This window comes from Staphylococcus sp. 231237_7MaSpsaltlick (genome assembly GCF_043107035.1).
The window spans coordinates 402583-427734 of the sequence record NZ_JBICNX010000003.1 but is presented as its reverse complement, the minus strand read 5'-3'; the positions used below and the strand labels follow the sequence as shown (position 1 = coordinate 427734).

Here is a 25152-nt window from a genome sequence, read left to right as displayed (position 1 = left end):
TATAGAAAAAAGGTGTAAATCATGAAAGACGTAGTTATTATCGGTGGTGGTCTTGCAGGATTATCGTCCGCATGGAGACTTAAGCATCAAGATATTTTACTTTTAGAAACTGAAAATCGCGTAGGAGGTAGAATTAACTCTGAAAGACGTGGTGATTATTGGTTAAACTGGGGAGGGCATTTATTTGCTGGTCCAGAATCAGCCACAGATGAGCTGATTAAATCAGTTGGTATAACTGCTTTACCTGTGCCAGGTAAATTAACGGGCATGTATTTAAACGGAAAACTTTTATTAAATGGCTTAGTTGAGTTATATCCATTTATGGCTCCTATGTCTTGGAAAGCTAGAATGGCTATGATGTGGAAAGGAGCTAAAGTAAGAGCAGCAGTTATAAAATATGGAAAAGTTGCTAAAAAACGCCCAAATGAAGATTATAGCGAACAACAACAAAGAGTATTAGAATTCATGGAAAATCGTACGTTTTCAGATTTTACAGGTCAGTTACCTCCAGAAGCCGATGCTATTTTTAGACCAACAGTAAGTAGATCAACTGGAACACCTGAAACTATGACAGCAGGATCAGGTATTGGGTATTTTCATACAGTTTGGAATAAAGACCAAGGTTTAGGAAGAAACATACTAGGTGGACCTTCTACGTTAACAGATACAATTGGAAAAATTTTAAAAGATCAAATTCAATTAAATGCCAGTGTAGAAAATATTCAACAATTTGATAATCATGTCAAAATCATTTATAACGTTAACGGTAAAAAATATGAAGTAGACTCACGTTTTGTTGTTATAGCTACTCCTCCATCTATTACTAGAAATATAGTGGAGAATTTAGATGAAGAAATGGATAAAGCATTAAGTGAGATAAAATATGGTCCACACGTTAGTGCTGCATTTTTAACAAATGAAAAAGGGAAACAAATCTGGGATAACATATATTCTATTGCAACTCCCAAAAAATCTTTTGACATTGTACTTCATCAATCCAACTTGGTGCATGACAAAAAAATCAAAAGAAATCCAGGTAGTAGTTTCATGACATTTTCTCCTGGTGAAAGTGGAAGAAAATTATTCGATAAATCTGACAAAGAAATCATTGATATATATTTAAATGATCTAAATGATATATTTCCAAATTTTAAAGAGTACGTCGTGGAAGCTCATGTTAAGAAATATCCTTTTGGTTCAGCATATGTACATCCAGGCAGATCAAAACTACAGCCAATATTAACTCAACCTTTTGGACGTATTTATCTTGCTGGTGATTATCTTGGAACTAATTATACAGAAACAGCAATTCAAACAGGTTTTACCGCAGCTCAAAATATTAATAGTTTTTTAGTTACTAAAAAAGAAAATAAATAGAAAAGTTAAAATTTGGAGTGATTAAAATGGAAACAAAAATAGTAAAACCAGAAGATGCAGACGTTTTTTTAGAAGGTTCAGAAGTTTGTAGAGAATATATAAAAACAGACTTAATCACTTTTGGAACTTCAGAATTACATCCAGGTGTAACTGGGGCAGTTGATGAAGGACATAAAAATTCGCAAGAAGTATTCTATGTGGTAAAAGGAACAGTTCTATTAAGATGTGGAGAAAAATTATATGAACTTAATGAGGGAGATGCACAAATTATTCCTGAAGATACACCACATCAATTGACTAATATCGGCGAATGTATAGCTAAAGTATCTTGGAGTTTAGCTCCAAGCGAATAAACAACAAAAAGGATGATAATAATGGCGACAGAAGTTATTGCAATGTTAACACATAATGATAAAACGAGAGAAGATGCATTAGAAATTTTTGAAAGCTGTAAGGATTTACCCGTTCAGTATTGGGGGTTCAAAGACGTAGGCCTTAGTACAAAAGAACTCAAAAAATTAAATGAAGTAATGAAAGAAAATGGAAAAACTACTGTTTTAGAAGTGGTTTCTTTTGAAGAAAAAGATGGAATTGACGCAGTTCAATTAGCTTATGAATGCGATATAGATTATTTAACAGGTACTGTTTTTTATCCTTCTGTTTTAGAATATGCAAAAGAAAAGAACATTAAGTATTTTCCATTTAGTGGAAATGTTAGCACTGAACCTCAAATTAAATTAAATGGAACAATCGAAGAAGTGATTAATGATTCAAAAGAATTAATAGATAAAGGGGTTAATGGTGTTGACCTCGTAGCCTATAGATCACAAGATGCAGACCCATTATTTTTAGCAAAATCAGTAATCAATGAAATCGGAAAAGAAAAAATCATCATTGCTGGAAGTATAAATTCTGTAGAACGAATTAAATTAATGAATGACATTTCTCCATTCGCATATACTATTGGAGGGGCTCTTTTCGAAGGGCAATTTATACAAGAAGGATCTTTCAGAGACAATTTAGAATATGTAATTCAATTAAATAAAAGGTTACAATAATGAGGTGATAAAGTGATATATATTTTAGGTTTAGATATTGGTACAACTGCTATTAAAGCTTCTATTTTCAATGAATTAGGAGAAGAATGTGGTAACTCAACTGAAGAATATCAACTTATCACTCCTGATAACAGTATTGTAGAACTTGATGCACAAACTTATGTAAATAAGTTTGTGCAAGCTACTAATAATGCAATTAATAATTCAGGAATCTGTAAGAATGATATAGCTTCTATAGGTTTTTCCGCACAAGGAGAAACCTTCATATGCTTAGATGAAAATGATAAACCTATTAGAAATGCAATTGTTTGGATGGATAATAGAGCAACTGAAGAATCTAAATTTATTGAAGAAAAACTAGGTAGAGAGAATATTCACAATGTTACAGGGCAAGTAGGAATGGACGCCATTTGGCCTGCTTCTAAAATGTTGTGGTTACAAAAAAATGAGCCGGAGAATTATAGAAAAACAGCTAAATTTATTTTAATAAAAGAATATCTCATTTATTTACTAACAGGTAAGTTTGTGTGCGAAGATTCTATTTTATGCTCAACTATGTGGTGGGATATTAATACTAGAAATTATTGGAAAGAAATGTTAGAAATCCTAGAAATTGAAGAGAAACAATTACCCAAAATTGTTCAACAAGGGGAGATTGTAGGTTCAGTAACTGACGATGCATCACGTAAATTTGGTTTACCTAAAAATTTAAGTGTTTCTGTCGGAGCATTAGACCAATCATGTGGCGCACTAGGAGTTGGAAACATCAATCCTGGAGTTTTTTCTGAGAGCACAGGTTCTGCATTAACCTCTGTGACAATATTGGATGACATTGTGGTAGACCCAAATAAAGAAATGCCTTGCTTTGCTTCCGCAATACCCGGAAAATATATGCTACATGCTTTTTCTACAGGAGGTATGGTTAACAGGTGGTATAGAGATACATTTTGTGTCAATGAAAAATACATTCAAGAAATTAGCGGCATCAATGCTTATTCAATTATCGATGAAGAAGTAAAACAAGCTCCAGAAGGTTCAAAAGGTTTGATATTTTTACCTCATTTACAAGGGGCGGGGCCTCCAGATTCCAACAACCAAGCAAAAGGGGTATTTTTTGGAATTACATTAGCACATGATAAAAAGTGTTTTTCTAGGAGTATCATGGAAGGTGTAACAATGGTATTAAGAAGAATGATTGAAGCCACAGAAAAATTGAATATCAATATTGAAGAAATAATATCACTTGGTGGGGGATCAAAAAGTAATATATGGTGCCAAATAAAAGCTAATGCAACCGGCTTACCTGTTTATATAATGAAAGATACGGAAGGCGCAGCTTCATACGGAGCAGCAATGTTAGCAGGTGTAAATATTGGTTTATGGACCTCATTTGAATCTGTTATTCATCAATCTATAAAAGTTGAAAAAATATATTATCCTGAAGCACAAAGTAAAATAATATACGATAACACCTATAAAAACTATAAATTATTACAAGAAAATATGACACAGTTATTCGATAAAACAAACTAATTTTTGTAAGCGATTACTTTCATGTCGGTTATGTTTTTTATTTCATGAAGTAAACTAGGGGGATAAGCTAGTGAAACAAAAACAAATAAAGGTACAAAATATACCTTTAGATTATAAAGTAAAAAAAGAGAGTAAAGCTAAGGGAGCACTTATAGATTATAAAATTTTCATTCCTTTTATATGTATAATGAGTACTATTGTATTAGTTTTTAGCTTTTTTGAAAAAGAAAGTTTTAGTATATTAAACTCTGTATTTAATACAATAGTTTCTTCATTTTCATGGGGTTATATTTGGTATATGGTTATTTTATTTGCAGCAGCTATGTATTTTTCATTTTCGAAATATGGAAAAGTTGTTTTAGGAGATCCTGTAGAAAAACCTAGGTTCTCAATGTTTGAATATGCTTCTATTTTAATTTCCACTGGCGTAGGTATATCTATTATGAGAACTGGAAGTATTCAGTGGATAGATGTTGCCTTAAATCCACCTGCTGGTGTTAAACCAGAATCTACAGAAGCATTACTATGGGGAAACTCTTATAGCATGTTTATTTGGAGTCCTTTCATTTTCACTTTATTTGTAACATCTGCTCCAGCAATAGCATATATTTTACATGTTAAAAAAAGTCCTTATTTAAGAATATCTGAAGCATGTAGATCTGTCCTTGGTAACAAGATTACAGATGGTATAGGTGGTATAATAATAGACGTTGTATTTTTAGTCAGCATATTATCTGCAGCTGCCGTAACTTTAGGTTTTTCAACGCCTATTATTACTTCCAGTGTTGCTTATATCTTTAATATAGAACAAAGTTTTGGATTATCTTTAGTAATAACTATAATTTGGATTTTATTATTTACATTAAGTGCTTATTTAGGAATAGAAAAAGGAATAAAAAAGTTAAGTACATTTAATATGTATGCTGCTGGAGCTTTTGCAATATTCATACTCGTATTAGGTCCAGGACTGTTCATTATAAATTATTTCACAGAAAGTTTTAGTTTTATTATAAAACATTACCTTGATTTTGCCATTCCACTGCATTCAATGAAATCTGGTAATACTTCATTTATGGAAAGTAATACTATATTTTGGTATGCGTATACAGCAATCTGGGGAATGCTTGGCAGTGTATTTATAGCAAAAGTTTCTAAAGGACGCACAATAAAAGAAATGATATTAACTTATCTTTTAGGGACAACTATTGTTTCATGGGTTACTACTGGCGTATTAGGAGGCCTTGGGGTAAATAGATTTTTAACTGGAGAAGTGCCAGTTACTGATATAGCCAAAAAAGATATTATGGCAGTTATCCCACAAATTTTAACTTCTTTACCATTACCGTTATTAGTAGTTATCGCATTTATTTTTATTGGAAGTGTGTTCTTAATTACAACGTTGGATTCTACGACTTATACATTAGCTTCATATTCTAGTAGAAAAAACATGAGTCAAGAAGATCCTCCCAAGTCTTTAAGAATAATCTTAGCCATTGTACTAGCAATAGTAACTATTGTTTTAATGAAGATAGGTGGACTAGAACCACTAGAGGTTTTATCTGGTGTATTAGGAATACCAATAATTTTTGTTCAGTTTTTAACCATTTATGCAGCTATAAAAATGATGCATAAAGATAAAGCTTGGAAATATAATATCAGAAACAAAGAAAATAGATGAGAATAATGTATATGTTATACTCTCTTTAAAGTTATATATTTCACAAAAAATTATGGAGAGATATAATGAATAATAAACAAGAACCAATAAAAAATATCATAAACATCAAAGAAAACCTCCCTAAAAGACAAAAAGAATTATGTGATTTTATAATAGAAAATCACAACCAAATTGGATTGATGAGTGTAAGAGATTTATCTTCAAAAGCAGAGGTCGGCATTTCTACTATTAACAGAGTGGTTAATGCATTAGGATATAAAGATTTTAATACATTAAAAACAGACATACATGAATATCATACCGTACCAGCTACTCGATTTGCATCTTCCCAAAAGTCATTTATAGAGGAAATTCCTGATAATAAAAACAACGAGATTAGAACTTTAGTAAAATTTTGGCAAGAAAGTAGCGAACTTTTAGATAATTCTTTGAATGTAGATTTAGTTCAAAATTTCCAAAAAGCTATGGATATAATTATGGAAGCAAAATCAATAAATTTATTAGGATCACGACCTTATAAAGCGATTGCTCTTTATTTAGAAATAATACTTAGTGAGTATATATCTAACGTAAAACAATTAAGTTCTGATCCTGATTTAATTTATGATCGTTTATTGCAAATTAACCAAGAAGAAATATTAGTTATCTTTGCTTTTGAACCTTATACAAATAGTGTAGTAAACCCAGCGAAACAAGCGTATAAACAAGGAAATAAAATTATATTAATTACAAACCATAATACATGTCCATTAGCACCTTATGCTGAAGTAACATTGAAATTAGAACCGAGTAAAGATAGTTTTTCTGTCGTTCCTCTTATCGCTTTAGTAGAAGTTATTAGTTTAGAAATTGGAAAAAGAACTTCGAATCAAGCTGTTAACAAATTAGATAACTTAAAAGAAGCTTTAGAAAATAATAATATTCTTTATGATAAAAAATAATTTCATTTAGTGTAAGGAGGAGTATGTTTGTCAGACCTAACAAATAAAGTTGTATTAATAACAGGAGCAAATAGAGGGCAAGGAAAGGAAGTAGCAAAGTATTTTGTTTCTTTAGGTGCGAAAATTGGTGTTGGAGCTAGAAATTTAGAAGCAGCTACGCAAGTTTCTAATGAATTAGGAAGTTGTGCTATCCCTCTAAAATTAGATGTTATTAATAAAAAAGATTGGGAATTATCCGTAGATAAACTAATAGAAACTTTTGGCCAAATAGATGTACTCGTAAATAATGCCGGCATGTATTTACGTAAACCATTTATAAATACCTCATTAGAAGAATACCAAGCATTGATAAATACAAATCAAATAGGAGTATTCTTAGGAATGAAAATTGTATCAACACAAATGAAAAATCAACAACAAGGTTCTATTATCAATACAGTTTCTATTTCTTCTTTCTCTCCTATTAATCAATCATCTCTATATGCCTCTACAAAAGCTGCGATTTCTACTATGTCAAAAGCTGCAGCTATAGAATTAGGTGATTATGGCATACGCGTTAATATGATACACCCTGGTGGCGTCGATACAGGAATGTTTTCGGAAAGTAAAGGCGGAAACTCTTTTTATGATTCCATACCTCTTCATAGAATTGGAAAGCCAATAGATATAGCAAAGGCCATTGCTTTTTTTGCTTCTGATGAAAGTTTATATTGTACTGGAGCAGAACTAGTCGTGGATGGTGGCATGACTTTAGGTACTGATGCTTAATTAAATTAGTAATTTATTATTATTTCACTTGATCCTTCAAATAATTTACATAAAAGATGATTATCGGAAGTGCATACGTTTCAAAAGATACAGATGGTATAATATAAAAGTCGTCGTTGTACTTCTGTGTTTTAATTAACATGGAAGGAGGTGACACCATGTTAAACACTCTATTTGTAGCACTTGTAGCTTCTATCATAGTTGGAGTTATAATTACGTTGTTTTCACATTGGTTAAACAAGCGTGATCAATAATCCGACGACGACATAACCAATACACCAAAAAAGAGCCCGATAACTACTGACATAGTTATCGGGCTCGGTGTTTACCATGTAAACACTCTATTTGTTAATTACATTATAGCATCATAGTGTTTTGGAATGCAAAAATAGTATTTATATAGGAGGTGAAATAAGATCGAGAGTATTATAGGAATTCTTGTAATAGTTTTCTTTACGGCAATGGTAATTACTGTTTCTTTTGCAGCCATACTATATATAATAAAAGGACTTTATAATGAGCGAGCAACAAGTATTTTATTATCTGGATGTTTATTCACGATGCTATTTACCCTTTCTGCTCTTTTTTATTTATACTTAGTGAAAAATTAATATGTTTTTTAGATGATATTAAATATAAGATATCTTAATCATACAAAATAGATTGTTGTGTAATTTTATTTGATATATGAGAATGATTTTACCTAATAAATAAGAAAAACAACTTAATAGTTTAAGTTGTTTTCCTTATTTATCTATGCAATTCTATTTTTTAATTTGCTTAATAATATCATTTACATCAACATGTGATCTTTTTTCAATAATTTTGTTATCTTTAAATTTTAAAAGCATCATTAGTGAAAATTTTACAAATTTTCCAGTAGGATTTATACCGTTGAAAGGTGTCCCAGTATGTTTACCTTCAAAGGTTAAGTATACTGCCGCTTTATCACTATTATCTAAAATAATTTCTTTCACTGGCATTTTAAAACCTGGAAACGAAGAGAAGTTTTTTCTTTCTGAAGCTTTTAATCCTTCTATACCATAAAAAGGTGTATCTATTTGTGGATAAAATACAAAGTCTTTATGACAAAACTCTTTTAATTCATCATAATTTTCATTTTCAATGAGTTTATAAAATCCTTTTATCATTTCTTCTCTATTTTCCATAATATTACCTCACTTAAAATTTATATTTATCTCCATCATCCGGTATAATAATTTGCGAATCAAAATTATTTGTTGCAGCGAATTGTTTTAAATCTTTTCTTGATAAGTTCCAATGGTTAACAGCTTCCATATGGACAACAATAATTTTGGAATCAGGCACTGTTTTGGCAACTTTATGAATATCCACTTCATTCATAATTAAAGAGCCGCCCATATTAAATTGGTTATCTCCTCCATTAACGACAACAATTTCTGGTTGGTAAGATTCTAATGTTTTTTCAACTTCTTCATACCATACTGTATCTCCAGCGATGTATAATGTTCGTTCATTTTCATTTTGTAATATTAAACCACATACATTACCAGCTACTTGAAGAATTTCACCTCGACCATGTTGTGCAGGTGTTTTAATAATATTAATGTTGTCAATATGATTTGTAGTTTCTAATGCTTCTACATTTAAGAAACCAACATTTTTAACTTCTTCTGCATCTTCGTTATTTTGTGTATATATTTTAATATCTTTAGGCAACAATCTTTGTGCAGCTTCATCAAAGTGATCTAAGTGTAAATGTGTTAAAATCACAATGTCTATATTTGATATAATATCGTTAATTTCCATGGGTAATTCAACTAATGGATTATTTTGATCATCTCTTGGTGCATTTGGAAATGGCGGAAATGAACCTTTTTCACCTAACATAGGATCGATTAAAATTGTCTTATTTGCATATTCAATTATTAAAGTTGCATTTCTTACATGAGTTATATTCATTATAAAAACCTCCTATTTGTTATACTGTAATTCTATTCTGATTACTAAATAAAAAACATAATCTTTTGAAAAGGATTTTGGATATTTAATTGATATTTGAAAAAGGCGGGATAATATGAATTTAGATGATACTGACAAGTTAATTATCAAAGAGCTTCAAAATAATTCTAAAATTACAATGAAGTCTTTAGGAAAGAAAGTTAATTTAACAGGACAAGCTGTTAATACAAGAGTTGCTCGTTTAGAAGATGATGGAGTTATACAAAACTATACAATTGTTGTTAATCAAAAGAGCTTAGATTGTGATATACATGCTTTTATTAATATCTATATGCATAAAATTTCACATAAACCTTATTTGGAGTTCATAAATGAACAAAACATATATATTTTAAATGATTATAAAATTATTGGAGATGGATGTTATTTACTAGAATGTAGATTTCCTAATAATAAACATCTTAATGATTTTTTAGAGACCTTAAATCAATTTGCCAATTACAAAGTTTCAACTGTTTTATACTAGAATTTAAAAATTAAAGCATATGATAATTATTTATTTCTAAATTATAGCTATTTCATAGGTTGAAATATTATGGAGTGATAATATCAATAATATATATGGATCTAATTTATATTTACGAAAGATTAAAACCATTTTTAATATAAATAGGTCAAACTCAAGCCAGTAAATGCGTATTGATATCATTTACTGGCTTTTTAGTATTTATGTTTCAATTTTTTAATTTATCAATATAATTAACTAGTTATTAGAAGTATTGTAAGTGACGTGATTTCTATTCAATACTTCTTCTAGTTTTTCTAAATGTTTAAGGGATGTTTCGGAGGTTCTTTTTCCTAATTCTAATACGATGGCATCAATTAAGGCGATGATTGGCAAAATAGAAAAATGATCCTTTCTTACAGATAGTTTTAATGTAACATTGCTAAATTCAATTAATGGTGATGTATCATGATCGGTAATTAAGATGATGTCGTTTCCCTGTTGTTTGGTTTCTTTGACAGCGTTTATTACTGAATAAGTATAAGGTTCGAATGAAAATGCAATAAGCAAGTCACTGTTAGTCATTTTTTTAGTTTTATCAAATATGGCATCTGTATCATAGCTCAGTTGCTGGATACTTAAATTAAATTCATTTAATAAATGTTCTAAGTAGAGTGCTGTTGTTTTATAAGGTCGTGTACCTAATACATAAATATTATTTGCTTGTTCAATTAAATTGATTGCTTGGTCAAATGATGAAATTAAATCAGGTTTCAGTGATTGATTTAGCAATGAAAGACTTTTATCCCATACGTGTGTCAATGTATGGGATTTTACTTTACCACCTTCGATAAATGCATTTTTAAGAGAAAATTTGGAATCATTTGGTATTGCGCTATTGTAGATATCTCTGCGAAAGTCATTGGAATTGTCATAATCTAAAGCGTGTATGGTACGCATAACTGTGGAAATACCGACTTCAGCATCTTTTGCTAATTCTTTGATAGTCACTAATCCTAAATCTTCGAAGTGTTTCAAAATGTAATCGCATAGCTTTTGCTGTTTTTTTGGTACTTACAATTTTAGCTTTTAGATCAAAAGTTTGATTCATAACTTTCGTTTGCCCCTTTACTCGTCATCAACTTTTAATATTACAGTATAGAATTCAGAGTAATAAAATAACAGAAACTGTTGTTGTGACAGAATTAAATAATTAGAATATAAAATGGCATGAGACCGAGTATTTGTATTAATATGATTTACTATTCATTCATCGTAATAGTTGTAATTTAGAAAGATTGACATAAATATTATAGTAGGAAAAAACGCCATTAAATGAATTGGAAAATTCATTTAATGGCGTTGCTCGTTAAAATTAGGTGCTGATAAATATTAGATATGCAATGAAATAGCAGAATAAGTTAAATTACATTTTGAACTATAACTTTATATTAACGTTGTATAAAGCTATTAATTGCATCAATAAGACTGTATACACCTAAGAATGTCACGACGATTACGACGATACCACCGATGATATTAAGCCACACAGTATTGACATAGTTGCCCATTAAATTCCTTTTATTAATTACAATAAATATCAGAATGGCCACTGTTGGTAAGATGATACCGTTTAGTGCTTGTGCAACAAGTAATACTTGCAATGGTTCGAATCCTAATGCGGATGTAATAATACCAATAATAATGATACATGTGAATACAAATTTGTATTTTTTACTTTCCATGCCACCTTGCCAACCGAGTAAACTACTGATGGTAGCAGCTGCACCAGTTGGTGAGGCAATTGCTGAAGATAATCCAGCTGCAAATAAACCAATACTTATAGCAAATGGTGCTGCATTGCCTAACACGGGTTCTAATGGACCTGCGAGTTGGATGATACTGGTAACTTCTTTACCTTTGATTAAAGTGGCTGCTGCGATAAGAATAGCAGCTGAAATAATACCACCTATGGAAATTGATATGATTGTATCCCAACGTGCAAATTTTAATTCTTTGATATCACCAAAGCGTTCATGTACTGCAGTAGAATGGATAAAGAAATTATAAGGAACGACTGTGGTACCAATTAATGCGATAATAGTTATAATTGAGCCGTTAGGAATAGTCGGCACAAAGATACCCTTTAAGATTCCAATAATATCCGGTTTGATGACAATCATTGTTGTAATAAATATAATGCCCATGATTACCATTAGGAATATCATGATTTTCTCTAAAAAACGATAGTTACCAAACAGACCAATTAATAAAATAATTACACCAATGATGGGGGCTACTGCATTTTCAGGCAAATGTAATAAATAAGCAGCACCAAGTGAAGTACCAATTAAATCACCACTTATATATGCGGCACACCCCAGTGTTACGGCAATTAATGTAAACCAAACGATGATTAATTTACCTATCTTATTGGCGAATAAATCTTGAATCGCTTCGCCTAAACCTTCTCGTGTAACAAGGCTTAAACGAATAATCATTTCTTGTAAAACAATTGTTGCTACAATTGAAAAGACAACCGCCCATAATAAACTATAACCAAATCCTGCGCCACCTTGGGTCATTGTTGTGACAGTACCAGGACCGATAAATGAGGCTGTGATTATCATTCCAGGACCAATAGACTTAAATAGTTTCTTCGCATCCTTAAACATCTACACCACTCCTCAGTTATTTAGTTGTATTTAAATAGGCAACGTGTCCAGCAAGTACATACAGTACGGCAGTAGATACAAAATGAGCTGAATTTTGGTTTGGATCATTCATTGGATAAACCTCAACATAATCCATACCACATAATCCGAGTGTGCCGAATTCGTATATCATCGTTAGTAATTCATATGAGGTCATGCCATTACCATCAACTGGTCCACCAGGATTAAAGGCAAAGTCTAAAACATCACTACAAATCGTTAAGTACACGACATCGACATCTTTGCTTGCTTGCTTATATATGTCTCTTGCGAATTGTTTTAAGTTAGTTGCAGCACGAATATCGTTTATAGTAATTGTAACTGCGCCAGCTTCATTTGCGTATTTTCCGGTTTCAGGTTTATTTCTAGGACCATGAATACCGGTATGAATAATACTTTCATTTCTGATACCATCAGTATGATATAAGTGCATAAATGGTGTGTTACGTGCGTAAATTTCACCCTCATAATCTGGCATATTATCGTAATGTGCATCTAAATGTATAATACCAACTTTTTTTCCTGTAGTTTCTGTTAAGGATTTTAAAATTGGATATGTAACACCATGCTCACCACCAAAGCCGACAAGAAATTTGCCACTTTCCCATAAAGGCTTTACAAAGTCTTCAATATTTTCATAACTTTGCTTATTGTCATGGGCTACAAATGGGACATCGCCTACATCACCCAGTGATAAATGATCACTAATATTGATGTGATTCAATTCCGGTAAATACTGACTATAACGTGCTGAACTAGATCTAATTTGTTTAGGTCCTAATTCGACACCTGTATAATCTCCCCAAGTACTTTCACCTTCAAATGGTGCACCATAAATGATGACATCCGTATCTAATGTTTGTGACTTAGTTAGGTTCTTACTATTTAAAAAACAAGGTATATTACCATATATATTATTTTTCATAATGTAATTCCTCCCCTTTGTTGTAAATAATTATATAAATTATTGTTTTGTATTTCAAATGAATGTAAATACTCAATTACTTATATAATTTATATTACCTGGGAAAGTTAGAAACTAAGTTTAGTTTAAAGGCGAATAGGGAACGTAATTTTGCGAAGATTTAAGCATTGTACCGCAGTGATGTAATAGCGAAGTGTTATGGAACGTGAAGTAATATCAAAAGGTTGTATTATGCCCAACCACGGAAACGAGATGCTTCAGCAGTGCGTTTGATACCTAATACATAAGCTGCCAAACGCATATCCATTTTTCTATCTTCAGCTAAATCATAAATTGTGTTGAATGCTTCGACCATTTTGTCACGTAGCTTTGATTCTACTTCATCTTCAGACCAATAATAACCTTGCTTATTTTGTACCCATTCAAAATAAGATACCGTTACGCCACCTGCACTAGCAAGAACGTCGGGAATTAATAGTACACCACGTTGGTTTAATATTGCAGTTGCTTCTTGTGTTGTTGGACCATTAGCAGCTTCTGCAATAATGTTTGCCTTAATATTTGGTGCATTGTCAGCTGTAATTTGATTAGATAGTGCGGCAGGTACTAGAATGTCACAATCTAACTCAAGTAAATCTGAATTTGGAATCACATCGTCAAATAAATGTGTTACGCGACCGTGTTGTTCCTTTAATTCCACTAAATGTTCAATGTCTAACCCATCTGGATTATACAGGGCACCATAGCTTTCTGAAATTGCAACAATTTTTGCTCCCATTTCATGTAAAATTTTAGCAATAAAGCTACCAGCATTTCCGAAACCTTGAATTGCGACACGTGAATCTGAGATATTAATATTTTTACGTTTTGTAGCTTCTTCAATAGTTATTACAGCACCTAATGCAGTAGCACGATTTCTGCCTAATGAGCCACCGAGTGCCAATGGTTTACCAGTTATAAACGCAAAAGCATTAGAACGGTTGATCTTACTGTATTCATCCATCATCCACGACATAATCTGTGGGTTTGTATATACATCTGGTGCAGGAATATCACTAGAAGGTCCAACGAACTGTGACACTGCTCTTACATATCCACGAGATAAGCGTTCTAACTCTTGTTGACTCAATTGTCTTGGGTCACAAATGATACCGCCTTTACCACCGCCATATGGTAAGTTGGTAATACCACATTTCAATGTCATCCACATTGATAGTGCCTTTACTTCATCTTTATTAACATCCGGATGGAAACGAATACCACCCTTAGTTGGACCAACTGCATCGTTATGTTGCGCACGGTATCCGGTAAATGTCTTCATTGTTCCGTCATCCATACGAATAGGGATACGTACTTCGAGAAATCGTAATGGTTCCTTGATTAATTCGTACATTCCCTCATCAAAACCTAATTTATGTAAAGCAGCTTTAGTTACTTGTTGCGTTGATAACACTAAATTACTTTCTTCCGTCATAATATAACCCCTTTATTAAATATCTTCTATATTTATACATACTTGAAATACAAATATTAGCCTTATTGAGAATTAAAATCAATAAAATTTTATATATTTATCGAAAAATTCAGAAAATATTTTCAAGAAAAATTATGAAGATCGCGTCATGACAGCATTTGTCATTCATATTAGAAAATGATAATATGAAACATATTAAATAGAAATAATATGAGGTGGAGATTTGGATTTTATAACAATTGAGGAGAGGGCAGATTTTATTCATGGTTTATCCAATCCTATACGTCTACAAATATTAGAATTAATCAAAGATTGTGAATGTACCGTAAATCAAATTGTGTCAGCAACTCAAATTAGTCAATCTAGCGTGTCGCAACATTTAGCTTGCCTCAAAGGCTGTGGTTTAGTTACTTCTAGACAAGCAGGTAAGTATGTGTATTATAAGCTCACAACGAATAGTGTGAAAACATTGTTAACACTTATAGATACAGTGATTATAGAAACGCAAGATGATACAAAAAAATGTCAGTATCATATTAAATAATTAGTATTAGTATAGAAAGAAGTTGATATGAGTGAGTCGTCAACAGTATAAAGGCAACAATTTGCAAGGGCATCATGATAAGGCTGTAGAAGCGCACGATAATCATTGTTGCACAACAAATTTACATGAAGTGAATGATCATAGCAATAACAGTGAAGCTGACTCTCAAACAGTTAAACATTCAGCAGAAACAAATTATATTCTTAAAATAACAGGTATGGATTGTAATAATTGTGCTAAGACCATTGAACAATCAGTACTAAAGCTAAATGTTGTTCAAGATGCGCGTATTAGTTTTGCAAATGGAAAATTACATTTGAATGTTAATAGCAAGGAAGATATACAGCAAGTCATACAAACGATTGAACAGTTAGGCTATGGTGTAAGCGTACTTAGTAATGCTGGTACTGAAACAGTATTTAAGATTCAGGGTATGGATTGTAATGATTGTGCCAAAACGATAGAACAACATATGAGTCAATTAGATTATGTAGATCGAGCGAACGTTAATTTTGCAACTGGAAAGTTAGCTTTACAATATAATGGACAGCCCAAACAGGTTATTAAAGAAGTATTTAAGTTGGGATATAGTGCGACGCTATCAAATGAACAAACCCAACAACAGTCGATACTGACTTTATTTAAATTGCCATTGATATCGTTAATATTACTGTTGTGTGCTTGGTTATTCACTTACTTTAATATGTCAGATATTTTAGTTAATACATTGCTACTAACTGCAATTATCATTTGCGCATTTAAAACGGTAAAAAGTGGCATTTTTGCCTTGAAGGCTAAACGATTAGATATGAATGTATTGATGTCAGTTGCAATTATAGGTGCTGTGTTACTTGGAGAATACTTTGAAGCGACAATGGTCATCTTATTATTTGTAATAGGCACAAGTTTACAACAAGCTTCCATAGAAAAGACCCGGGCGTCTATCCAATCACTTATGGATCTAACACCACAAGTAGCACGAGTTAAACAAGAAGATGATTGGTCAGAACAAAGCGTTGCCAGTATTGCTGTTGGAAACATAATTCAAATTAGACCAGGTGATCGTGTGCCATTAGATGGTGTGATTATAGAAGGTACATCAGCGATAAACCAAGCTCCAATAACAGGTGAGTCTATACCTGTAAATAAAAGTATGGGTGATGAGGTCTATGCTGGTACTATTAATGAGGATAATACATTAGTAATTGAAGTGACTAAAACAGAACAACAAACCATGCTGGCACACATTATTGATTTAGTTGAAACTGCACAAGAACAACAGGCACCAACACAGAGTTTTATTGATAGGTTTGCAGAAATATATACACCTGTAGTGTTTGTATTGGCTCTACTTGTTATGATAGTGCCTCCATTATTTGCCGTTGGTACATGGGGGAGCTGGATTTATAAAGGATTGGAATTACTGGTCATCGCATGTCCATGTGCATTAGTGATTTCAACACCTGTCGCAATTGTGACTGCTATAGGTAATGCTGCTAAAAACGGTATTCTAATTAAAGGGGGCAGTTATCTAGAACAGCTTAGTTCATTAAATGTTCTGGCGTTCGACAAGACAGGCACATTGACTACAGGAGAGCCAACGGTTCAATCAGTTGTAGAAATTGATAGTGACAAACAGCAGTTGATTGCAATAGCACAAGTCCTTGAATCACAATCATCTCATCCGATTGGACAAGCAATATTAAATTATACTGATGCGCAGAATAATTTAACTTCAATGCAACCTGAAACATTTGAGAATATACCTGGCAAAGGTATTAGTGCTGTCATAAAGGGTGAAAGATATTTCGCGGGTAATATGTCATTTGTAGCTAGCATAAATGACAAAGTTACTCAATATCAGCATGCTATTTTAAATCATATGACTCAAGGCGAAACGGTAGTCGTTATTGTTAGTCAGTCACAATTACTTGGCTATATTACTTTGAGTGATAAAGTACGTGAAGGAACACAGGCAACTATGCTGAAGTTAAAACGTTGTGGTATTGAAGAAACGATAATGTTAACAGGAGATAATAAAGGTTCCGCGAAAAATATTGCGCGAAGTTCGGGCATAAAATCATACTATGCTGAATTATTACCAGAAGATAAATTGCGCCAAATAGCAATGATTCAACAGCAAGGTAAAGTTGTCGGTATGATAGGAGATGGCATAAATGATGCGCCAGCATTAGCAACGAGTAATATTGGTATTGCAATGGGTGGTATCGGTACAGATACAGCAATGGAAACGGCAGATGTAGTGTTGATGACAGATAAATTAGAGTATGTTCATTATGCGATACAATTAAGTAAAAGAACGACTGCAATTATCAAACAAAACATTTATTTTTCTATTATTATAAAATTAATTGCTTTTATGCTTGTCTTTCCTGGATGGCTCACGCTGTGGTTAGCCATTTTAAGTGATACAGGGGCTGCAGTATTAGTTGTCTTGAATGCATTGAGGTTATTGAAAGGAATCAAGATATGATGTCTTAATATATAATGAAATTATTAAAAAATGAATTTCATATGAATGTCTTGTTGTGAAAAAACGATAAATGTACCTTAAAATTGTTTGTTACACATAATTGATGTAATTATGCCTCTTTTAAAATCAGTTATAGTCTTTATCATTGAAGTAAGTAAGCGAATAGAGTTAATTTAAATCGTGTTATAAATTAAATTGAAGCAGGAGTTCAACTATCATGAAAATACTTAAAGTAATTGCCCTTATTATATTAACGACAACATTATTAACCGCATGTGATAGTGATGGGAACTTTACACAATCAGATTTTGATAAGGTAGAGCAAGGATTAGAAACCTTAACTAAGCATTTACAACAAGACTCAGACGATACATCCAAGCCTGAGGTTACAAAGGCAGATATTGATCTGATTAACGCTAATACTAATAGTGAAAATTATGCCTATATTAATGATAATAAAACAAATTTAACAACAGCAGATAATAAGTTACTTGATAAATATAGTCGTGAAAAGTTCTGGGTAATTTATCCGAAATTAGATCAATATGGTAGAGCTGGAACTGTTACTGCATTAGTAACGCAGCAGTCTGTGGAAAGTCATTCTTCAAAGGTTAGAAAGCGACCAGCGTTTGATTATGGTGTACATATTGCTGGTGAATATAAAGACGGTGTATACAATCCTGAAAAGCAAGCGTGGAAGGGAGAAGAATCTAATAACGAAATTTTGCAGTTAAATGGCTATCGAGGCTATATTTATAATAAATCACATTCATTAGCTTGGTCACTAGGAGGAGATATGGAAACACATAATCTTACCTTGGGTACACGCGCACAAAATGTTGGGACTAATCGAGACCGTAATGGTGGAGGAATGGGTTATGCTGAAACACAAATTCGTAATGCGATTCACGAACATCCACAAACTAAAGTGTATTATAAAGTGACACCAGTTTATCAAGGCAGTGAGTTACTTCCTAGGGGTTCGCACGTAAGAGCTTATTCTGTAAATGACGAAGGTCAAACAGTAAATATAAATGTATGGGTGTCTAACACACAAAAAGGTGTAAAAATTAATTATCAAGATGGCACACATAATGGCTAAAGCCTATGTAACAAAATAGCAATTAACAATAGATGTAACCAAAAATAAACTCAAAACCTTTCGATGAAATTATTTCATTGAAAGGTTTTTTGATGTGTCCGTTTATTAAGTGATGATGTTCTTGTATATAAGTCAGTACCTGGCTTTAATTTACATCGTTATAGCGTTAGATAAAAGTATAGTTTAGCTGTTGAGTGATATAAGCATTTTAAGCAGTAAACAAAATTGCCGTTAATAGTGGAAAAAGTAATCATTAATATGTAAGCGTATACATTGTATGATGGGTTCAACATAAAGAAAGGGATGATGAATGATGAAAAAAATATTACTATCCTGTTCGGCAGGTATGTCTACAAGCTTGTTAGTTTCAAAAATGAAAGAGGTAGCAGAAGAGCAAAATTTATCAGTTCAAATTGATGCGGTGTCTAGTGACAATGCTTTCTCAATGTTAAATAGTTATGACGTCTTATTAATTGGTCCACAAATGCGATTTATGAAGAGAAAATTTGAAAAACATGTCAAAGAACAAAATATTAGTATTCCTATTGATGTTATAGATACGGTTGCTTATGGACGCATTGATGGTGCTGGAGTGCTAAAACAAGCACTGAATTTAATTGAGTAATAAGGGGGGTGAAAGTATGGAAAGTAAATTTATGGAAAAATTGGAAGATATTTTATTACCAATAGCCGATAAATTAAATAATAATAAGTACCTTTCAAGTTTACGTGATGGTTTTATGGTGGCTTTACCATTAATCATATTTGGATCAATTTTCATTGTAATTTCAAATTTTCCATTTTTAGATAAAATTTTATCCAAACAGCAATTTGCTACATGGCAACAACTCGTAGGTCCAGCATCAGAATCAACATTATCAATAATGGGACTATTTGTCATTATCGGTATTGGATATAAATTAACCAAAAAAATGGGTTTGAAGGAATATATGGAGCAGTCACTGCTTTAAGTAGTGTGCTGATTTTGACGCCACAAATTGTAGGGAAAACACAGGGTGTGATACCTGTTGAAATTCTAGGTGCAAAGGGAATGTTCTTAGGATTAATTGTATCGATGTTGAGTTGTGAAATATATAGCTACTTATGTAAAAAGGAAATTACGATTAAAATGCCAAATGGTGTACCGGAGCAAGTATCAAAGTCATTTAGTGCATTGATACCTATTTCTGCCACTTTAACAATAGTGTTATTGATTAGAATTATAGTTTCATTTACACCATTTGAAACTTTACAAAATCTTATATATACAGTATTACAGCAACCATTGACAGCATTAGGTAGTGGATTGCCTGCAACAATTGTTGCAGTGTTATTGATACAAGTATTTTGGTTTTTCGGGTTACATGGTCAAATCATTGTCAATACTGTTTTCGATCCGATTTGGTACTCCTTAAATAATGAGAATTTAGAAGCATTTAAAGCACATCAAGAACTGCCAAATATTATAACAAAGCAATTTGTTGATACATTTTTAGTAGGTATGGGTGGTACTGGTGGCACAATGGCAGTAATTTTATTAATTTATATTATTGCACGTAGTCAACAAAATAAAGAAATAGGTAAGCTTGGTGCACCTTCTTCTATATTTAATGTAAACGAACCGATATTGTTTGGACTACCTATCATAATGAATCCAATCATAGTTATACCATGGGTTATTGCACCCATTGTTGTAACTTTAATTACCTACTTTTCAATGCAATTAGGGCTAGTACCTAAACCTTCTGGAGTTATAGTTCCGTGGACGACACCAATATTTATAAGTGGTTATTTAGCAACAGGAAATGCATGGCAAGGTGCTGTATTACAATTAGTCAATTTATTAGTTACTTTTATCATTTGGTTACCATTCTTTAAGGTACTAGATAATGGTTACTTTAAACAAGAGCAGAAAAATAAACAGAATGAGGAGTAATGCTTTATGGAGAATAATACAGAAATGGCTTTTCAAATCATCTTGCTTGCGGGAAATGGTAGATCAAGCGCTATGGAAGCAATACAATTTGCAAAGGACAATGACTTCAATGCTGCACAAGAAAAATTAGCAGAAGCAGCATCAGAAATAAATAAGGCCCATAACTTCCAAACCAAACTATTACAAGCGGAAGCACAAGGAAAGAACTATGAACTTAATTTAATCTTGATTCATTCACAAGATCACTTAATGAATGCAATAACGATTAAAGACATGGCCAATGAATTTATCGATTTGTACCAATATATTAATGAAAAGGGATAGGTGATAGGATGAATATTTCATTTCCAAAACATTTTTGGTGGGGAAGTGCAGCTAGTGCAACACAAACTGAAGGGACACAAAATATAGATGATCAAACAAATTGGGATTATTGGTATCAACAAGAACCAAATCGCTTTTTTGATCAGGTCGGTCCGGATGTAACATCTAATTTTTATTATACCTATAAAGATGATATTCAATTGATGAAAGCGACTGGACATAATTCATTTAGGTTATCAATTTCATGGACTAGATTGATTAATCAAGAGACAGGTGATGTAAACGAAGCGGCAGTAGATTTTTATAATAAAGTAATTGACGAATTAATTAGTAATGATATTGAACCATTTGTTAATTTATATCACTTTGATATGCCATTGAAACAGCAAGAACAAGGTGGATTTGAATCCAAAGTCGTGGTGAAACATTACCTAGATTATGCACAAACATGCTTTGAATTGTTTGGAGATAGAGTAACGAAATGGTTTACGTTTAACGAACCAATCGTTCCAGTAGAAGGTGGTTATTTTTATAATTTTCACTATCCAGACGTGAACGACGCTAAAAGAGGTATTCAATTTGCGTTTCATACCATTTTAGCAAATGCTAAAGTAATTGAGCTGTTTAAATCACGAGGTTATCAAGGTGAAATAGGCATTATATTAAATTTGACACCTTCATATCCAAGAAGTAATAACCATGCTGATGTTAGAGCTGCCGAAATTGCAGATTTATTTTTTAATAGAAGCTTTTTAGATCCTGTTACAAAAGGAGAATTCCCTAGTAGCTTAATAGAAATATTAGAACAGCATGATTTGTTACCTGAGTATGAAGCGAAAGACTTACAGGTGATAAAGCAAAATACGATTGATTTACTAGGCGTAAATTATTATCAACCAAGAAGAATCAAAGCAAAAGATAATTTACCAAACCCGAATGCACCTTTTAAACCGGAATATTATTTTGACAATTATGAAATGCCTGGTCGAAAGATGAACCCATATCGAGGTTGGGAAATTTATCCTAAAGGGATATACGATATAATGATTAACTTGAAACAAAATTATAGTAATATCAAATCATTTATTTCTGAAAATGGTATGGGAGTAGAAAATGAACAGCGCTTTTTAAAAGATGGGCGTATTGAAGATGATTATCGTATTCGTTTTTTACAGGATCATTTATATTGGTTACATCGAGCGCTTGATGAAGGCGCTAATTGTCATGGTTATCATATGTGGACATTTATGGATAATTGGTCATGGATGAATGCTTATAAAAATAGATATGGGTTTATTTCAGTAGATTTAGAAAATCAAAAAAGAACAATTAAGAAAAGTGGTTATTGGTTTAAAGCTTTAGCTGAAACGAACCAATTTGATTATCAAGTATAGTCCCTTTAAAACGATAAAGATAATGGAAGTGAGCGCATGAATAAAAGGGCATTAGAAACTATCAGACTATTATATAACCACACAAATTGTTATGTTTCAGGAGCATTTATAGCTAAAAGTTTAAGCGTTTCACCAAGGACAATTAGAAATGATATAAAAATGATCAACGGCATCGCAGCAACGCATGGTTTTTATATTGAATCAAAAAAATCCGCTGGTTACAAAATCGATATAAAGGATAAAAGCAAATTCAATTTATTCATTAATAATCAATATCTTAAAGATGAGTTGTTGAATTTTAATAATCAGGAAAGCAGAGTGCATTTTATATTGAGTAAATTACTCATATTAGATAATTACGTCAAAATAGAACGTTTGAGTGAACGTATGTATGTCAGTGACACGACAGTGAAAAAGGACTTAAAGGTTATTAGAAACGAACTTGATAAATATGAATTACAACTGATATCCAGTCCGTACTATGGTTTGAAAATAGAAGGTTCTGAATTTCAAAAAAGATATGCCATTGCAAATATGTTGCTCGATAAACCTTATCACAAACACACATTTGATACAGATAAAATCAATGATTTAAAAGAACAACTGATTAAGTTAATAAATCAATTTCAAATTACAATTCCAGACGTTAAACTTGAAAATTTGGTAATTCATATTTATATTGCCATGTTCAGAGTTGACAATAAATTTATGATAGCCGATAAAGATAATATATTTCAGAATTTTGAATATTACGATGCTGAATTGAAACATTTCTTTCAAGCAATTGTAGGTCTGCTCGAACAACGTTATGATGTTATATTGCCAATTGAAGAAAAACAATATATTAAAGCACATATTGCGGCATCTGGAATAGTTTCAAAGAAATATGAACTCATAGATCGTAAAGAAATTAACGATTTAATTCATCAAATGTTTAATAAAATTCAGGATGTTTTTCAAATTAATTTGGATAATGAATTAGAATTAAAGAAAAATTTGGCATTACACTTATCTACTTCAATCAATCGTTATAAGTACAAGATGAATATTAGAAACCCTATTTTAACTGAGATAAAGAAGAATTATCCCTATGCATTTGATATTGCTTTAGTTGGAGGAAAGGTTATTGAAGAAGCATTTAAGATAAAAATTTCAGAGAGCGAGATTGGGTTTTTAGCATTACATTTTCAATTAGTATTACAAAAATCGCAATCAGTAACAGAAAAAATCAGAGCGACTATCGTCTGTGCTTCTGGCATGGCAAGTTCAGAATTAATAAAGTATAAATTACTTGAGAATTTTGGAAATGCATTAACTATGACAAATTCTCAACAAATGTATGAATTGAGTAAAGAAACACTTAAAAATACAGATTTAATCATTGCTACAGTACCACTATCAAGGGAATATGATGTGCCAGTTATCACTGTTAATACAATTTTAACTCAAGAGGATATTTTGCAATTAAATCATTTTATAAACAATTACGATAAAAATGAGAATGAGCAACTGATAGAAATATTTGATTTGAAAAATGGTATCAATTCTAAAGAAACATTATTAACCGCAATAGAAAGTGATTTAAAGCAATTAGATTACATCGAACCCAATTTTTTGAAACAAGTGTATGAAAGAGAGGCAGTAGCAACAACAGCATATGGAAATTTAATTGCAGTGCCACATCCAGTCACACCTCAAGCCAAACAGTCATTTATATATGTAATTAAACTGGATAAACCGATAAAGTGGGAGACTAAGGAAGTGCAACTTATATTTTGTCTTGGATTGAAACAACATACTACTGTTGATATGAAACCTATATTTAAAAAATTGAGTTATATTATTAATGACTTTAATGTTGTGTTGAATTTAATAAGTCAACAAAATAATGCTGACTTAAGGTTGGCTTATAAAACGATAAGCAATGAAACAAAATTAAATTAAGGTGTTAATGGACACCTATAAATAATAGTTATGAAAGATAAATAGCAATAATTTATTATTTTATATTTTAAGCGTCTAGTATATTAATCCTGAAAAAAATAACCCTAAGATGAATAATTCATTTATCTTAGGGATTTTTTATTAAATATTTTAGTATTATTGGCTCGCTTTCCTAGGAGACAGCTTCAGCCTGTAGTCTTCAGCTTGTCCTGTTCCCTCAGGAGTCTTGCCAAAATACGATAATTATTGATATTTGTGTAATTGATCGATGCAATTATACAAATTGATGTGGGTTATTAAATATATAACTGACAAAATCGAACCTTGCAAGTGTAAAATTATAATAGTTATTTTGAATGTAATGGATGAACAGAATTTGAAAAATAGAAATAATAATAAAATAAGTGTTTGATAGGCGTTATAACTTAAATAGTAAAAATTTAACATCAATTTAGTATTTTTACTTTTATTCCTGAGTAATCTTATTGATTTACCAT

Annotated in this window: 22 protein-coding genes and 1 pseudogene; 17 read left to right on the top strand and 6 right to left on the bottom strand. The window is 31.7% G+C overall.

The genetic code is table 11. The features are described 5' to 3' along the window. Positions 1–21: 21 nt before the first annotated feature. From ACF91D_RS08160 to ACF91D_RS08125, 8 genes are all read left to right on the top strand, one after another. Positions 22–1377, top strand: a complete 1356-nt coding sequence (locus ACF91D_RS08160) for a flavin monoamine oxidase family protein (protein WP_119624517.1) — start codon at positions 22–24, stop codon at positions 1375–1377. A gap of 26 nt (positions 1378–1403) precedes the next feature. After that, positions 1404–1730: a cupin domain-containing protein gene (locus ACF91D_RS08155; RefSeq protein ID WP_119624518.1), complete on the top strand. Its 327-nt coding sequence runs from the start codon at positions 1404–1406 to the stop codon at positions 1728–1730. A gap of 21 nt (positions 1731–1751) precedes the next feature. Next, on the top strand, positions 1752–2435 hold the full coding sequence (locus ACF91D_RS08150; protein ID WP_119624519.1) for a hypothetical protein: 684 nt from the start codon (positions 1752–1754) through the stop codon (positions 2433–2435). Between the two features lie 12 nt (positions 2436–2447). Further along, complete coding sequence (locus ACF91D_RS08145; protein ID WP_119624520.1) at positions 2448–3968, top strand: xylulokinase; 1521 nt, start codon at positions 2448–2450, stop codon at positions 3966–3968. 70 nt (positions 3969–4038) lie between these two features. Further along, on the top strand, positions 4039–5646 hold the full coding sequence (locus ACF91D_RS08140) for a BCCT family transporter (RefSeq protein ID WP_259335662.1): 1608 nt from the start codon (positions 4039–4041) through the stop codon (positions 5644–5646). Positions 5647–5711: 65 nt separating this feature from the next. Continuing rightward, on the top strand, positions 5712–6587 hold the full coding sequence (locus tag ACF91D_RS08135; RefSeq protein ID WP_119624521.1) for a MurR/RpiR family transcriptional regulator: 876 nt from the start codon (positions 5712–5714) through the stop codon (positions 6585–6587). Between the two features lie 27 nt (positions 6588–6614). Further along, positions 6615–7355, top strand: coding sequence for an SDR family NAD(P)-dependent oxidoreductase (locus tag ACF91D_RS08130; RefSeq protein WP_119624522.1), 741 nt, complete (start codon positions 6615–6617; stop codon positions 7353–7355). 158 nt (positions 7356–7513) lie between these two features. Then, positions 7514–7609 carry a type I toxin-antitoxin system Fst family toxin gene (locus ACF91D_RS08125; RefSeq protein WP_107527822.1) on the top strand — a complete coding sequence of 32 codons (96 nt, stop codon included), beginning with the start codon at positions 7514–7516 and terminating at the stop codon, positions 7607–7609. Between the two features lie 510 nt (positions 7610–8119). On the opposite strand, the gene ACF91D_RS08120 is transcribed toward ACF91D_RS08125, so the two are convergent. Together ACF91D_RS08120 and ACF91D_RS08115 are read right to left on the bottom strand one after the other, a co-directional pair. Continuing rightward, positions 8120–8524 (bottom strand): ester cyclase, encoded by a 405-nt coding sequence (locus ACF91D_RS08120; RefSeq protein WP_119624523.1) that lies wholly within the window; start codon positions 8522–8524, stop codon positions 8120–8122. Positions 8525–8537: 13 nt separating this feature from the next. Beyond that, on the bottom strand, positions 8538–9299 hold the full coding sequence (locus tag ACF91D_RS08115; protein ID WP_119624524.1) for an MBL fold metallo-hydrolase: 762 nt from the start codon (positions 9297–9299) through the stop codon (positions 8538–8540). Between the two features lie 115 nt (positions 9300–9414). Between ACF91D_RS08115 and ACF91D_RS08110 the strand changes: the two genes are divergently transcribed. Beyond that, complete coding sequence (locus ACF91D_RS08110; protein ID WP_107528055.1) at positions 9415–9825, top strand: Lrp/AsnC family transcriptional regulator; 411 nt, start codon at positions 9415–9417, stop codon at positions 9823–9825. A gap of 237 nt (positions 9826–10062) precedes the next feature. On the opposite strand, the gene ACF91D_RS08105 is transcribed toward ACF91D_RS08110, so the two are convergent. The 4 genes from ACF91D_RS08105 to ACF91D_RS08090 form a co-directional block, all read right to left on the bottom strand. Further along, positions 10063–10842 carry a MurR/RpiR family transcriptional regulator gene (locus tag ACF91D_RS08105; RefSeq protein ID WP_241958667.1) on the bottom strand — a complete coding sequence of 260 codons (780 nt, stop codon included), beginning with the start codon at positions 10840–10842 and terminating at the stop codon, positions 10063–10065. A 413-nt stretch (positions 10843–11255) separates the two neighbouring features. Beyond that, the gene (locus tag ACF91D_RS08100; protein WP_107527484.1) at positions 11256–12479 is read right to left on the bottom strand and encodes an Nramp family divalent metal transporter; all 1224 of its coding nucleotides are present in this window, start codon (positions 12477–12479) and stop codon (positions 11256–11258) included. 16 nt (positions 12480–12495) lie between these two features. Beyond that, positions 12496–13443 (bottom strand): agmatinase family protein, encoded by a 948-nt coding sequence (locus ACF91D_RS08095; protein WP_107527485.1) that lies wholly within the window; start codon positions 13441–13443, stop codon positions 12496–12498. A gap of 229 nt (positions 13444–13672) precedes the next feature. Beyond that, the gene (locus ACF91D_RS08090; RefSeq protein ID WP_107527486.1) at positions 13673–14917 is read right to left on the bottom strand and encodes a Glu/Leu/Phe/Val family dehydrogenase; all 1245 of its coding nucleotides are present in this window, start codon (positions 14915–14917) and stop codon (positions 13673–13675) included. A 223-nt stretch (positions 14918–15140) separates the two neighbouring features. On the opposite strand from ACF91D_RS08090, the gene ACF91D_RS08085 reads away from it, so the two are divergent. From ACF91D_RS08085 to ACF91D_RS08050, 8 genes and pseudogenes are all read left to right on the top strand, one after another. Beyond that, positions 15141–15461 carry an ArsR/SmtB family transcription factor gene (locus tag ACF91D_RS08085; RefSeq protein ID WP_107527487.1) on the top strand — a complete coding sequence of 107 codons (321 nt, stop codon included), beginning with the start codon at positions 15141–15143 and terminating at the stop codon, positions 15459–15461. Between the two features lie 31 nt (positions 15462–15492). Continuing rightward, positions 15493–17955, top strand: a complete 2463-nt coding sequence (locus tag ACF91D_RS08080; RefSeq protein WP_232161485.1) for a heavy metal translocating P-type ATPase — start codon at positions 15493–15495, stop codon at positions 17953–17955. Between the two features lie 217 nt (positions 17956–18172). Then, complete coding sequence (locus ACF91D_RS08075) at positions 18173–19057, top strand: DNA/RNA non-specific endonuclease (RefSeq protein ID WP_107512595.1); 885 nt, start codon at positions 18173–18175, stop codon at positions 19055–19057. 313 nt (positions 19058–19370) lie between these two features. Then, complete coding sequence (locus tag ACF91D_RS08070) at positions 19371–19682, top strand: PTS sugar transporter subunit IIB (RefSeq protein WP_107512596.1); 312 nt, start codon at positions 19371–19373, stop codon at positions 19680–19682. A gap of 16 nt (positions 19683–19698) precedes the next feature. Then, positions 19699–20993, top strand: a pseudogene (gene celB / locus ACF91D_RS08065) (PTS cellobiose transporter subunit IIC). A 6-nt stretch (positions 20994–20999) separates the two neighbouring features. Next, positions 21000–21317 carry a PTS sugar transporter subunit IIA gene (locus tag ACF91D_RS08060; protein ID WP_042738027.1) on the top strand — a complete coding sequence of 106 codons (318 nt, stop codon included), beginning with the start codon at positions 21000–21002 and terminating at the stop codon, positions 21315–21317. Between the two features lie 8 nt (positions 21318–21325). Then, positions 21326–22711, top strand: coding sequence for a glycoside hydrolase family 1 protein (locus ACF91D_RS08055; protein ID WP_107527488.1), 1386 nt, complete (start codon positions 21326–21328; stop codon positions 22709–22711). A gap of 36 nt (positions 22712–22747) precedes the next feature. Next, on the top strand, positions 22748–24655 hold the full coding sequence (locus tag ACF91D_RS08050; protein ID WP_119624525.1) for a BglG family transcription antiterminator: 1908 nt from the start codon (positions 22748–22750) through the stop codon (positions 24653–24655). Positions 24656–25152 lie beyond the last annotated feature (497 nt).